Origin of the sequence: Xenorhabdus sp. PB30.3 (genome assembly GCF_963895965.1) — a bacterium.
Taxonomy (GTDB): Bacteria; Pseudomonadota; Gammaproteobacteria; order Enterobacterales; family Enterobacteriaceae; genus Xenorhabdus; species Xenorhabdus stockiae.
On the sequence record NZ_CAWQMW010000133.1, the window covers coordinates 1 to 13,479 of the forward strand.

At 40.1% G+C, this 13,479-nt stretch carries 12 protein-coding genes; 8 read left to right on the forward strand and 4 right to left on the reverse strand.

Going from position 1 to position 13,479, the window contains the following annotated elements:
* Window positions 1-1,186, reverse strand: a 1,186-nt coding sequence (locus AACX38_RS11690) for a hypothetical protein (protein WP_228862955.1), incomplete at its 3' end; no start/stop codon positions are given.
* 316 nt (window positions 1,187-1,502) lie between these two features.
* Here AACX38_RS11690 and AACX38_RS11695 point away from each other — a divergent pair.
* The 8 genes from AACX38_RS11695 to AACX38_RS11730 all read left to right on the forward strand — a co-directional run bounded on the left by AACX38_RS11695 (window position 1,503) and on the right by AACX38_RS11730 (window position 10,152).
* On the forward strand, window positions 1,503-2,903 hold the full coding sequence (locus AACX38_RS11695; protein WP_228862956.1) for an RtcB family protein: 1,401 nt from the start codon (window positions 1,503-1,505) through the stop codon (window positions 2,901-2,903).
* A 468-nt stretch (window positions 2,904-3,371) separates the two neighbouring features.
* A complete protein-coding gene (locus tag AACX38_RS11700; protein ID WP_228862957.1) occupies window positions 3,372-3,686 on the forward strand; it encodes a DUF3761 domain-containing protein in 315 nt (104 codons plus the stop codon).
* A 668-nt stretch (window positions 3,687-4,354) separates the two neighbouring features.
* On the forward strand, window positions 4,355-5,134 hold the full coding sequence (locus AACX38_RS11705; protein ID WP_099120084.1) for a protein bax: 780 nt from the start codon (window positions 4,355-4,357) through the stop codon (window positions 5,132-5,134).
* Window positions 5,135-5,371: 237 nt separating this feature from the next.
* Window positions 5,372-6,793, forward strand: coding sequence for an MBOAT family O-acyltransferase (locus tag AACX38_RS11710; protein ID WP_228862958.1), 1,422 nt, complete (start codon window positions 5,372-5,374; stop codon window positions 6,791-6,793).
* The gene (locus AACX38_RS11715) at window positions 6,780-7,928 is read left to right on the forward strand and encodes an SGNH/GDSL hydrolase family protein (protein WP_228862959.1); all 1,149 of its coding nucleotides are present in this window, start codon (window positions 6,780-6,782) and stop codon (window positions 7,926-7,928) included. The genes AACX38_RS11710 and AACX38_RS11715 overlap by 14 nt, the downstream gene beginning before the upstream one ends.
* Complete coding sequence (locus tag AACX38_RS11720) at window positions 7,903-9,120, forward strand: SGNH/GDSL hydrolase family protein (protein ID WP_228862960.1); 1,218 nt, start codon at window positions 7,903-7,905, stop codon at window positions 9,118-9,120. The genes AACX38_RS11715 and AACX38_RS11720 overlap by 26 nt, the downstream gene beginning before the upstream one ends.
* Window positions 9,121-9,315: 195 nt before the next feature.
* Entirely contained in the window at window positions 9,316-9,678 is a 363-nt protein-coding gene (locus AACX38_RS11725; protein ID WP_193757099.1) for a type II toxin-antitoxin system HigB family toxin, read from the forward strand.
* Window positions 9,679-10,152, forward strand: a complete 474-nt coding sequence (locus AACX38_RS11730) for a helix-turn-helix domain-containing protein (protein ID WP_193757100.1) — start codon at window positions 9,679-9,681, stop codon at window positions 10,150-10,152. It begins immediately after the preceding gene.
* Window positions 10,153-10,194: 42 nt separating this feature from the next.
* On the opposite strand, the gene gntU is transcribed toward AACX38_RS11730, so the two are convergent.
* The 3 genes from gntU to gntR form a co-directional block, all read right to left on the reverse strand.
* Window positions 10,195-11,532 (reverse strand): gluconate transporter, encoded by a 1,338-nt coding sequence (gntU, locus tag AACX38_RS11735; protein WP_228862961.1) that lies wholly within the window; start codon window positions 11,530-11,532, stop codon window positions 10,195-10,197.
* Complete coding sequence (gntK, locus tag AACX38_RS11740; RefSeq protein ID WP_099120090.1) at window positions 11,529-12,068, reverse strand: gluconokinase; 540 nt, start codon at window positions 12,066-12,068, stop codon at window positions 11,529-11,531. Before gntK ends, gntU begins: the two co-directional genes overlap by 4 nt.
* Window positions 12,069-12,289: 221 nt before the next feature.
* Entirely contained in the window at window positions 12,290-13,285 is a 996-nt protein-coding gene (gntR, locus tag AACX38_RS11745) for a gluconate operon transcriptional repressor GntR (RefSeq protein WP_228862962.1), read from the reverse strand.
* Window positions 13,286-13,479 lie beyond the last annotated feature (194 nt).

Consider the following 13,479-nt stretch of genomic DNA (forward strand, 5'->3'; position numbering starts at 1 on the left):
TATTAAAGGTTTTTTTATGGAAGTAATAATTTATTTTTGAGCTGAAAGTTTCTGACGGAAATCTAACGTTGATAAAATTAAAATGATGTTCTTTTTCTGGATGAGCTACAGATTTTATTACAGAGCTATTAATGCTTTTAACAAGGTTGTCAAGAGTTTTATTATTATCAAAGTAATCAGCTATTGCTATAGAATATTTCTGTTCAAATTCAGACTGGGATAAGGAAAGATCTTTTATGCTTGCAATTTCTCCATGATATAATGGATTTATTGTACGTAGCATAGAGTAAGCTTTACTGATAGTCTCTAATTTTGTTGCATTAGCAAGACCTATAATATAACTTTGAGACTTATTATCGTATTGATAATAAAATGCTTCTAATTCACCATGCATGTTATAATAAATGGATCCATTTTTATCCTTATATAGAATTTTATCTTGTATTTCCAACCAAGATGAATAATCAAATTTTTCTTTTTTGGCTTCTACAATAAATAAATCTCCATTAATTTTTTCTTTTTCATTTTTAAAACGATAAATTCTGTTGTTTTCATTTTTTAAATTAATATATAAACCAGAAATATTACGAAAGTATATTCCTGAATTACGAGGTTCAAAAGAGCCAAATTCAATTTGAGGTAATTTTATTTTGAAATTATCTCCATAAATTAATTCACCAACAAAATCCTTAAATCCAATTTTTTCCAGTTGTTCTTCCTGTTTGGTATAGAATTTCTGTAACTTAATATTTTTCTCTTTAAAGTAATTTTGTGAATAAATTAATTTCTTATTATCAGGTTTCACTCGGCCTAGTCGTATCGTGATTTCACATTCATAAAAGCCACAGTTGAGACCGGTGTCACTGATTAATTCAACGCCTGAATAAGTTTTATTTATATTAAATTCTGTAGGGCCAATTGTTAATTTACCATTTTCAATAGTTATCTTTTCTGGTTTAATACTGTTGAAGTAGCTGACTTCAGTAGGAGTAAAATAAAAATAAATATCAGCTGTGCTGTTGATAATGTTTTCACTGATGCTTTTTTTTATATCTTTAACAAGAGGAGGATCATCTTCTTTATCAATAGAGACAGTTGTTTCGCTAACGATATAATACCCTTCATTTATTTCCCCACAGCCAGACAAAAGTATTGCTAACATGGTAACTAAAATAGAATTTTTCATTATCCTTGCCTATACTAATCCAAAATTATCTATAAGTAGATTCCTAATTATCTAGCTTACTATGATATTCATAAAAATATCAATTGACACATGCCTTATATTAACTATGAAAACTATTGGCTCATACCTATCAATTTTCCAATTGGTTCAAATTATGTTGTATGTATTTTTCGGAAAAAGATAATCTTTACAAACTAAATCTCCACAGCTAAAATACCCAGCTCAAACCTTCCTGAATTATGCTGCTGCAGGAAAAACAAGACTTCTTCCCACTCAAAACGGAAGAAGCGACTTTTTGTTTTTCTGGGTAGCTTACATGTCTACATTAAATCGTTTACAAAAACGTCTTTCCCGTCAGGGAATTGAAACTTATTACGAAAACAATACCTATCATTTCAATCAAAATCAGGTAGAAGCCAAAGTCCTGTTACCGGAATCTTTGCCACTGGAAGAAAAAGCTGTACAGCAATTGCTTGATTTAGCTGCGGTTAGGGTTCCCGGCAGTGATGCAAAAGTTTGTCAGGCTCGAGCAACGCCAGATTTTCATCCCGGCACGACAGCGCCTGTTGGTAGTGTTGTGGCAACCACAGAAGATTTAGTGATCCCTGCTGCAATTGGTACGGATATTAATTGTGGTATGCGTCTACTGACAACCGGGTTGAGCTATGAAGAAGCAAACAGCCAGAAAGAAGCATTGGTTCAGCAGCTAAAAAACGTCTTACTACTGGATCAACGCAATGTCCCTGTTACTCCGCAATCATTTGGTGCCTTATTTGATGAGGGATTGTCTGCGTGGTTGCAGGAATTACCCCGACAAGGAATTTGGCAGCAGGCTGATTTCAGCCGGATGTATGCTGAATTAAGCGCAGTATTGAGTACACATGCAGTAAAAGCTCATAGTCGATATGCTCCAGAAGCGTTTTTTGAACAGCGGGAAATTATCCGGCCCGCTAGTCTGGGAACTGTTGGTTCTGGCAATCACTTTGTTGAGTTGCAGATCGTGGATACTATTTTCGACAGACATGCGGCTTATGCTGCTGGTCTGCGCGAGGGCGATATATTGATAATGATCCATACCGGCTCACGGGATGTTGGGTTCTATGTTGGTCAGCGCTGGTCTGATAAAGCGAAGGCACTTTGGCCTGCGACAGAAAAATATCCGGCTTCCGGTCTGTTTGGTCTGACGGCGGAGCATGCTCAGGAATACTTATTGGCGATGGGAGTTGCTGCACGTTATGCGTGGGCGAATCGGATTGTGCTAACTGAATTAGTACGTTCGAAATGGCAAAAGGTATTCGAACAGGATAAAAGCCGTCTGCTTGTCGATCTCTCACATAATATTATTTTCCCTGAACAGGGAATGAACCTTCACCGTAAAGGTGCAACTCCGGCACGAGCCGGGGAATTGGCATTAATTCCCGGTTCAATGGGGGATTATTCTTATCTCGTCATGGGAAAAGGTCATTCTGACTGGTTATGGTCATGCTCACATGGTGCCGGTCGTTCAGTACGCCGTCAGGAGATGCGTAGTAATGCTCTAAAACTACAAGAAAATCGCGGCTTGCCGTGGCAGTGCATTACTCTGAAAAGTGAGCGTTTACGGGAAGAGGCACCTTCTGCTTATAAACCCATTACACCTGTCATCGAAGTTCAGGAACAAGCTGGATTAATTAAATCAGTGGCAAGAGTCAGGCCATGGCTTACGTTTAAGGCCTGATATTAGCGAAGATTTAAAGGCTGGTTTTGACCAGCCTTAATTACCAGAGAAACATCTTTAATTATTCTTTAACATATTCATTCAAATAAAAATCAATATTTGATGATTTTTAATAATTAATTGAAGAACAAATTTCATATGAAATTGTGAATTCATGGTTATTTTATTTTTTTCTTGTTTTAAGAAAATAAATGAATTTATCTGATTTTAATAAATCTTAAATAGCCATTGCTTTTTTATAAATCAATGAATCAATCATCTTTGCTTTTCCAGTCAGAAACAGGCATTGGATTACTATATAATTAAACTTGATTTTTTATTTTTTCCTTACGTTGAATAAATGTTTTCATAGTCTATTAAGTTGTAACCATTATTTATGTTAAGTTTGTAATCGCATCATTCAAAGCTATACTCCAAACTGCAAGAGTTGATTTCGGGTTAAAGTACTTCTAACCAGAGGATTTATATATGAAGAACTTGAAGTTATCAGTTGCGGCATTACTGGTGTTGTTTTCAAGTGCAGTACTTGCAGCGCCAGCAGTACCAACAGAACCTGTTTCTAAGCCTGTGATACCCGTGGAAAAAAGTATAAAATCGGTAAAAAATAAAACCGGTTCATTAGAAAAGCAAGTGCAGAAGAACAGTAAGAAATCAACAAAGAAAAGGAAAGCGACTTCAACAAAAGCGGTGAATACCGCACTTTGTAAAGACGGAACATATAGTAAGAGCAAATCACGCAAAGGTGCATGCTCTCGTCATGGCGGGGTTGCCAAGTGGTTGTAGTTTTCCGTTGATTTCTTATCATATCCAATTAGGGAGCCTGGGCTCCCTAATTATTTTCCAATTGATATCATTTTAATTGGTTTAAAAGAATATATCGGCTACTAAAGAAAATAGTATTTTACCAAAATTAGTAATGTGTTTTTTACTTGAGAATGTATTTAATTATAATGAAAGAATGAGCTATGATTATTCTTGATAGGATAAGTGTGGGTGAGTTTATATTAAATCAGTTGATTTAAAATGGCCCCATTATTTATTTAACTTTATTATTTGAATATAACTAACCAGCAAAATAGATAATGAAAAATAGATAAAATCATATCTGATAATTCATGTTGTATCGCTAATATTTTATCAATCGAGTGAACGTGGTTGGAGGGTGATTTTTTTATTTAAAATAAATGGGTTGATAATGTTTTGCTGAACATGATTTTCCTATTTTTAGGTATAAAATGAATGTATTAACAAGTGTTATTTCGGGATAAAAATCCAATAATTATTACACTTATTTACTATGTTGAGTGAAAAATATAGATTATTATCAGTAACGTGCTAATATTCGTTACGTAAATAGTTTGTGCGAATCACGAATAAAGATAGCTATAGGTTAATTGCTTTGTTAATATTCGTGTGTTTTTCATCCAGAGTAATAAAACGAGGAGAAGCAAATGCCCTCTCGAATGATGAGGACAACTGCGGTCTTCGCTTTCTTTCTCTCTTTAGTCTTTACTGGTTTGAGCAGTGCTTCAAAAAATAGCTCAAAAATGGAAGAGTATTCTCACAGTGGCATCAAACATCATTTGCCTGATTTGCGAAAATACCCTTCTGGCGTGCCCAGAAAGAAAGCGTTTTTGAACCTTGTTGTCCCTGTAATTGATAAGCATAATCAACAGATTATGCGAGACCGTAAATGGGTTCTGTCACACCATCATACTTCTAAATGGTCTGCACAGGATATCAGGAGGTTGCAAAGGATCTGTTCTGATTACAAAATGACTTGTACCTCACCACAACACACCAACTGGCAGAAGTTAATCAGTAGAGTTGACATCATTCCAACCCATTTTGTTGCTACTCAGGCCGCAGCAGAATCTGGTTGGGGAACATCAGAACTTGCGCAGAAAAACAATAACCTGTTTGGAATGCGTTGTAGCTCATGTGGTCATTCCAAAGGGAAAGTCAAAGGCTATTCCGTCTATAATACGATTGAAGATTCGGTCATTGCCTATATGAAAAATATGAATACGCACCGTGCTTATGAGTCACTGCGTATTTCACGGGCCAGACAACGAACAGAGCAGAAGCCGCTGAATACCAGCAAACTTATCGATCATTTGCATGGTTATTCTGAATTAGGTGCTGTCTATAATCGTTATTTACACCGGGTATTTGATGGAAATAAGGAATTGATTTCACAGGTACTGGAATACGATAGTTATAGCCAATAAGGCAAGTAATATGGTAATTCATCAAATAATCCGCACCGTATTAATTACGCTGCGGATTATTTTTATTACGACATCTTCAGTTAATAGATTTTGGAGTACATTCCAGAGGAAACGGTATATAGCTAATAAAAAAGCAATCGATATATTATCTATTGTAAATATAAACAAATTCCATAACATAGAGGGGATCGGGATTGTGTTTTTCCTACAATGATAAATGGTTAGCTAGAGCCTAATATGAACTTCTTTTCTTTTGAGTTTCTTGGAGCATTTGTTATTCTGCTCTGTGTTTACTGGCTGTTACAGAAAGCCCCCAGACTACAAAATGGATTGTTAATTTTAGTTAGTTATTTATTTATATTCTCTTTTTCAGCAAATTTTGTTTATGTTCTATTCATCTACACTCTGTTTATTTACTTTTTAGCCAATATTCTCAGTCGGTATTTATCCCATAAAATTATATTTACTTTACTGACATTAGGTATCCTTGGCTGTTTTACTGTATTTAAATACTATTCTTTCTTTCAGGAGGCAATACAACAGTCATTAGGTAGTATAGGTCTTAATGTAGAGCTACCGGTTCTTGAACTGTTATTACCGTTAGGGTTGTCATTTTATGCTTTTCACTCAGTCAGTTATGTGGTTTCTGTCTGTAAGAAAGAAATTTCACCCGCCTCATTACCAGACGTTATCCTATATCTTTGCTTTTTCCCAAGCCTTGTAGCAGGGCCGATAAATCGGGCCAAAGATTTTCTACCACAGATTCAGGCATCATCCAGAATCATTCTGGAACCCCTGAAAGCCGTGCTTTTGATTGGGCTGGCTGTTGGAAAGCTATTTCTGCTCAGCGCAACACTGACTGAAAATTTCGTTAATCCGGTATTTGAGGATCCGGCTGGTTATCATGCAGGTCAGGTTTTGGTAGCGATTTATGCTTATGCATGGAATATCTATTTTAACTTTTCCGGTTATACCGATTTGGTAACAGGGATAGCGTTATTACTTGGCTTCAGAGTACCGCAGAATTTTAATGCCCCTTATCTGGCTGAGAACCTACAGGTGTTTTGGCGTCGCTGGCATATCAGCCTGTCCACCTTTATTCGTGACTATGTTTATATTCCTCTGGGAGGAAATAAAAAGGGAGCTATCCGCAAAAGTTTTAATCTATTTGCTGCGATGGTTATCTCTGGAGTGTGGCATGGTGTGGGGATAAATTTTATTCTTTGGGGCGCTATTCACGGTCTGGGGCTAATCTTCCACAATATAAAGCGCTTCCTGTTCTCTCCATCAGGAAAACATCATGAAACGTCAGCTAAAAACCCTGTTTTGTTATTTTTATCCCGCGTGATGACATTCCATTTTGTTTGTCTGGCATGGGTGTTTTTCCGAAGCCCAACACTGAATGACGCTTTGACGGTACTGGGTCAGCTTTTCTCCGGTGATATCCTGGTATCTTTGCTTTCCAGTAGTGCTTTGCTAGCCACCTTTTGGGGATTGTTTATTGCTTATCCATTACTGGTGAAGATCAGAAATTCAGTGGAAAGAAATTCCCGGCATATTTCATGGCTATATTATCCGGTTCCTCTGGCACTGGTTCTCACATTGGTATTTATGTTGTCACCTTCCGGAATGCCTGGGTTTATCTATGCTAACTTCTGAATTTACATCTACATTTAAGAGTGTCGGACGGGTTATTTTCATCGTTTTTTTGACCACACTGCTGTTAATCTGGCTGAATCAAAGTTCACTGGATAATTTCTGGCAGCAGAAATATCACCGCAATAGCCCGTGGACTGTCCTGAAAGGTGAGCCGCTATGGGATTTGGGAAATAATATACAGCAAGGGGTTGTTGCGGCTGGTGAAACGTTTATAGCACATGCAGGTGGTCATCATCAGGAGAAATCACAGCAATCTCGTGATAATAGCGGATCTTCCCCCGCGTTATTGCCTGAATTTCAGGTTGGGTTACATTTTTTGCAGGGCTATATTTATCCGGTAGAGAATCGTTATTTAAAGTTTCCTGATTTGTTAAGGAAGGATATTAAAATCCCGTCATCACCTTTATTGACCAATAATCAAAAGACCAACCGTCCGGTTGAGATTATTCAGAAAACGGAGGTCAGGTTAGGAAGCAGGGATAAGGTACTTTTTGCCGGGGATTCGATGATGCAAGGAGTGGCTCCACATCTGAAACGCCGTCTTTATCAGGAATATGGTATTTCCGGTATCAATTTGAGCAGACAAAATACCGGGCTGACCTATTCTGGCTTCTTTGACTGGCCGAAAACGATCCGCAATGCGTTAAATCAGGATCCGGATATCAGGCTGGTTATTGTGTTTTTAGGGCCAAATGATCCGTGGGGTATTCCAGCAAAACCCGGAGAAAGTTACCTGAAATTTGCGAGTGAAAGTTGGGAAAGTGTTTATCGTCAGAGGATCGAAGTCATTCTTAATGATGCCCGTGAGCATAATGTTGATGTTATCTGGATCGGGCCGCCTAATATGCGCCAGAAAAAGCTTTCCGGCAATATGGCTTACCTCAGTAAATTGTATCAGGCAGAAGTGGCAAAAATGGGTGAGATTTATGTTTCCGTCAATGATATGTTCAAATATCAGTCAGAAAATTACTCAGATTATATTGGTGATGGCAGCAGTACAATCAAACTCAGAAGTGGTGATGGTATTCACTTTAGTTTGAGTGGGCAGAAAGTCATTGCTGACTCTATCTTTTCATTAATCACCGCTATTCAGGAGCCAGTTGAGGAAAATGCAGCCATTCAGACAGTTCCATAGGTTTTACCGGTTAATGGGTGCAGGTTTAATCCTCTTACTTTCTATGGGCTTATTATCATGCCATGAGAAAAAGCCTCTACCTTCATCGGAATCTCAGGTAACGCAGATAAATTATCAGAAGCAGTTAGTGGACTTTTCTGAGCCTAATTTCGCATTGTTGGTTGATAAATTGCGCCACAGTCATTCCCAGACGCTGCATATCGTACAATTAGGAGACTCTCATACTGCTGCTGATTTTTTCACAGGTAAACTACGGGATTTATTTCAGCAACGCTATGGCGATGCGGGGCCAGGTTTTGTCAGCCCGATGACTATTCCGGGGCAGCGCAATGCGAGAGTTAAATTCTCCGGTGATAAGACGGGCTGGTGGCTTTCTTCCAGCCGAAAAGAGGACAGAGCTGATTTTCCTCTGGGTGGGTTTATCGCTACGCCCGAACGTGTTGGCAGCACAATAACAATAAATTTATCTCCGCCTGACAATCACAAGTATCGAATGCGTGTTCTTTATCAGTCTCATGATGAAACTTATTTGCAGCCGCAATCTTCTCCTTTATGGCGATTACCTGCGACACAAAGTGAATGGCGTTTTTCACCGGATAACCCTGTTTTTTTTCCGCTTAAGCTCTCTGCACATGATGCTCAGTTAAAAATGGGTGGCTGGCTGATAAGTCGCCAGAATAGCGGAGTGATGTTATCTGCACTCGGGATTAATGGCGCGACCATTAATATGCTGAATAAATGGCAGCCGGAATGGATTAATACTCTGGCACAATTGAAGCCGGATTTAGTTATTCTCGCCTATGGCACAAATGAGGCTTTTAATGATGGTTTAGACATTGATAGCTATCGTCAGGAACTGACCGCGAAAATACAGAAGATCCGCAGTGTTATACCAGACGCGGTGATCCTGCTGATTGGCCCGAATGATTCTTTGAAAAACAAACATGCAATAGGCTGTGAAGAGCAGCAGCCTGCCTTGCTTAGAGATGTTATTCGGATTCAGGAGGAAGTCGCCAGCAAACAACATACGTTGTTCTGGAACTGGCAGGCATTTATGGGAGGAACATGTTCAATTTGCAACTGGGAGCAACAGGGCCTTGCGCGTCCTGATTATATCCACCTTTCTGCTGCGGGTTATGAACGTAGTGCGGAAGAGCTTTATAAGCAGTTTATTGATTTAATTGGGGAGTAAATCGGTGGTGAGGGCAGGAGGGCTGGAATGGCTTGCCTGCTTTATTGTAACTTAATTGAACCAATATATTTTCTGCTTACCTTGAGTGGTATCCTCAAAAACTCTTCATATTGCAACATGATGTGAGAAAACGTCATTCTATTTGCGATGGGTTTTTGGCAAATATCGCATATTGCGATACCATGAGAATCAGGCATGCGAGTTATCTCGGTTAAAACCATAACGGATGCAATGTTAAAACATGCTCAGTGGAAAGTCGGTTTAAAACTGTGGCTGGATGTGTTTGACAAATCATCTTTACGTTTTGAGTCATACAGTCAGATTTTGAATGTCTGGAAAAATGCTTCTGGATGGAATGTTGACCGTATATCACATGAATTATTGGAGAAAGGGAGTAAGAAGGGGCCTCTTGATATTTATATCTTTGATGTACATAAAAATAAATGTCGCATCATTGCATGGCTTAACCCTCATTCTGGCTCTTTGTATGTCAAAGATGTTTGTTCACACGCTGAGTACGATAAGTGGTGGAAAAGCCAGACTAAATCGAAAAGGTGAATGATGAGAAAAGTATTACTCAATTCAGCAGGAACTGAGGAACTCCTTAAAAATTTACCTGTTATATTACGGGCAATATCTGACCAACTTAGTTCCGTTTCTTTATTATTCTCTGCTTGTATGGAGCCTATCGAAAATGATGAAGATCTTAAAGCAAGAATGGAGATTATCGATGAGTTGTACTCATACTCTAATGATGTCAAAGATATTTCAGCTCAATTGGCTGAATTGATAACTGATCGGGTGTATGAGTATGAAAAGCAGAACATTAAAGTTCCGCATGTAAGCCCGGCAGAAGCCCTCTCATTTTTTATCAAAGAGAGAAAATTAAAGCAGATAGATTTACGTGAGATTGCGACTCAGAGTGTTATTTCAGAGATTATTCATGGAAAAAGAGCGATGACACTCGAACAGGTAAAAGGGTTTTCTAAATTCTTCAACGTTCCAGTTGAGACCTTTATGGGAATACGTTGAAATAACGGCACTTTATCCACCAGATAATGTGCCGTTAATTTATTACAGCAGGGCGAAATAGATCATACCGATAATAGCCCCGGTGGTGCCTAAAATAGTTTCCATGATCGTCCAGGTTTTTAAGGTCTGTCCTTCAGTTGCTCCGGTAAATTTGCCGAACAACCAGAAACCGGAGTCGTTGACATGGCTGAGGATCAGTGACCCCCCTGCGATACAGACGGATAGTGCTGCCATTTGTGCACCGGAATAACCTAATTCACCGATAACAGGCAGCACTAAGCCTACAGTGGTCAGGCAGGCAACAGTAGCAGAACCCTGAATCACACGCACAGCTCCCGCCAGAATAAAACAGGCCAGAGCGATTGGCAGACCCGCTCCAACTAATGCGTTACCTAATGCAGGACCTACACCGGAATCAACCAGCACCTGTTTGAAGACTCCGCCCGCACCAGTCACCAATAGGATAATTCCCGCTGGCTGGAGTGCCGCAGAACACACTTCCATCACCTTTTCTTTACTCATACCACGACGGATTGCCAGACCATAAATAGCCACCAAACAGGCAATTAAAATCGCAGTAAACGGATGTCCGATAAATTCCAGCCACTGATACAGGGTTGATTGTTGATCAACAAAACGGGCGGCGATAGTTTTCAAACCGACTAATACCAGCGGGAACAGTACCAATGCCAGACTTAAAGCAAAGGAAGGCATCTGGCTCTTGCCAATGCTTGGAGTACTTAGATCTTTGGGTAAATCCAGTGTGACATGTTTACTGATGAAATTACCGTATATCGGGCCAGCCAGTAACATGCCGGGAATTGCTGCACTCAGGCCAATCAGGATCATCCAGCCAAAATCCGCACCCATTTGGGAAGCCAGCATCATTGGCGCCGGGCCCGGTACCAAAAATGCCGCCGCCGCGGCAACACCGGCAAACAGAGGGATCGCCAGTTTTACTACATTACCGCCAGTCCGGCGTGCAACAGCAAAAACCACGCCTATCAACAATACGACTGCCACATCAAAAAACAAGGGTAATGCACAGATAAGCCCCGCAACACCTACCGCATAATTAGCCCGTTTTTCACCGAAACTACCCAGTAATTTCACGGCAATCTGATCCAATGCGCCCGTTTCATGCAGGATTTTTCCAAACATTGCACCGAGCGCAACAACGACAGCAAGGAAGCCCAGTGTGCTGGACATGCCGTTTTGCATCGTTTGAGTAATTTTTTCTAATGGCATACCGGAAAACATGCCGGCTCCCATTGAAACCAGCATTAAGGCGATAAAGGCGTGCATTCTGGCCTTCATTACTAAAAACAGTAACAGAAGAACAGAACCGACGGCTGTCAGTACCAACGTTAATGTACTCATGAATGCCCCTCAGTAATACGTTCAATTGTTGTAATTGTATTTTTAATTACTTCGTCAAGACTCGGTTTGATATCAATGAAATGAACATCTTTTTCATCAATTGTTGGCTCTTCCAGTGTCTCAAATTGTGAGATAAGCATCTGCGGTTTGAAAAAGTGCCCTTTACGAGCTTTCAGGCGGCTTTCAATTAATTCAAAATTCCCCTGCATATACAAAAATGACAGATTTTTATTGCCGCTACGCAGGATATCCCGGTAGTGTTTTTTCAGGGCTGAGCACACCAGCAAAGAAACGCTATTAGTACGCTGCATGGCAAAAATGGCATCGTTGAGGGCTTCCAGCCACGGTTGACGATCATCATCATTTAGAGCATGACCTTCAGCCATTTTCTGAATATTGGCGCGGGGATGAAGAAAATCACCATCTAAAAAAGCGGCACCCAGTTCACGGGCAACACCATTGGCAACGGCAGATTTACCGCTGCCGGATACCCCCATCAATATAAAAACGTGGTTTGGTCGCTGGGTATCGCTCATATAAAACTCCTTTATGCAGATTTTGCCACTTGGCTATCCCTGTGACTGATCTGCAAAATTTTCTTTGTGAAATATTACCTGTCCAATGTTACCGGTAACTATCTATCGGCAACATTATCAGTAGCAAAGGATGGTGAGCAATCAATCAAGATTGGCAAAAAAGGAAAATGTGAGGCTTATCGCAATTGAAGGTGGGAAAGCATCATATTAAGCTACAAAAATTAAACACTTTCGCCTAATGAAAGTGTAAACCCAACATCAATAAGGGTTTGTTCCAGTTTTTCACCTTTCAGACGAGCGAGTAATGCTTCTGCTGCCTTGCGTCCCATTTGGTCACGGGGAGTCAATACACTGGCAAGTTTTGGTGTCATTACCTGACCAACATCATGCCCGTGAAAACCGGCGACAGAGATATCTTCCGGTACGTTAATCCCCTGACGCTGACATTCAAAGATAGCACCAATCGCGATATCGTCATTAGTACAAAATAGCCCATCGACATCAGGGTATTTCAGGCAAGTTTCCTGTAAAAGCTGGGCACCTAATGAATAAGATGAACTCGCTGTCGTCATCATTTTCTTTGGTTGTAGACCGGCGCTGCGCATTGCCACTTCATAGCCCTGCAGACGTATCAGCGTCCTTTCATCCTGTCGGGCACCGAGATAGACGATACTCCGGCATCCACGTCCGAGCATGGATTCCGTCATCTGGCGTGCAGCTTCAAAATTATCGATACCGACAGCGACATCAAGGCAGGGTGAGACACTGTCCATTAATTCGACGACAGGAATGCCGGTAGTTTCCAGTACTTTCAGTGTCTTAGACGTATGCGTTCGTTCAGCCAGTATCAGACCGTCAATATTATAGGAAAGCAGGGAAAGCAGGCGTTCTTCTTCTTTCTGTGCAGAGTAACCGTAATGAGCGAGCATAGTCTGATAGCCATGACGGTCTGTCATATGTTCAATACCACGGATCACTTCAGCAAATACCTGATTAGTCAGTGAAGGCAACAAAACACCGATTGTTCGGCTGGTGGAGTTGGAGAGAATATCCGGCACACGATTAGGAATGTAACCCAGTTGATCCAGCGCTGCCGCAATCCGCTTTCCCAGCGGTTCGGAAACTTGATTGGGATTGCGTAAGAAACGGCTGACTGTCATCTTTGTGACACCGACGAGATCTGCAACATCTTGTAAAACTGGGCGTTTTTTCTTCATTTTCAATGCGGTGTAATCAATATTGGGGGGACAGATTAATAGGGTGTGTTTTTAACACATTTGGACGTCATGATAATACGATTTTTAGCAAAAAACTCTGGCTAACTCACATTCCATAGATGCTCTATTTATTCATAAGCTGTCATAATGTTTTCGTAGATAGGAAATCAGAATAAACCGGATAGATATGAATA

Bases quoted from the DNA above. Each gene is read 5' to 3' on its own strand.
- AACX38_RS11695 (WP_228862956.1), top strand. From the start codon at position 1,503: ATGTCTACATTAAATCGTTTACAAAAACGTCTTTCCCGTCAGGGAATT.
- AACX38_RS11700 (WP_228862957.1), top strand. From the start codon at position 3,372: ATGAAGAACTTGAAGTTATCAGTTGCGGCATTACTGGTGTTGTTTTCA.
- AACX38_RS11705 (WP_099120084.1), top strand. From the start codon at position 4,355: ATGCCCTCTCGAATGATGAGGACAACTGCGGTCTTCGCTTTCTTTCTC.
- AACX38_RS11710 (WP_228862958.1), top strand. From the start codon at position 5,372: ATGAACTTCTTTTCTTTTGAGTTTCTTGGAGCATTTGTTATTCTGCTC.
- AACX38_RS11715 (WP_228862959.1), top strand. From the start codon at position 6,780: ATGCTAACTTCTGAATTTACATCTACATTTAAGAGTGTCGGACGGGTT.
- AACX38_RS11720 (WP_228862960.1), top strand. From the start codon at position 7,903: ATGCAGCCATTCAGACAGTTCCATAGGTTTTACCGGTTAATGGGTGCA.
- AACX38_RS11725 (WP_193757099.1), top strand. From the start codon at position 9,316: ATGCGAGTTATCTCGGTTAAAACCATAACGGATGCAATGTTAAAACAT.
- AACX38_RS11730 (WP_193757100.1), top strand. From the start codon at position 9,679: ATGATGAGAAAAGTATTACTCAATTCAGCAGGAACTGAGGAACTCCTT.
- gntU (WP_228862961.1), bottom strand. From the start codon at position 11,532: ATGAGTACATTAACGTTGGTACTGACAGCCGTCGGTTCTGTTCTTCTG.
- gntK (WP_099120090.1), bottom strand. From the start codon at position 12,068: ATGAGCGATACCCAGCGACCAAACCACGTTTTTATATTGATGGGGGTA.
- gntR (WP_228862962.1), bottom strand. From the start codon at position 13,285: ATGAAGAAAAAACGCCCAGTTTTACAAGATGTTGCAGATCTCGTCGGT.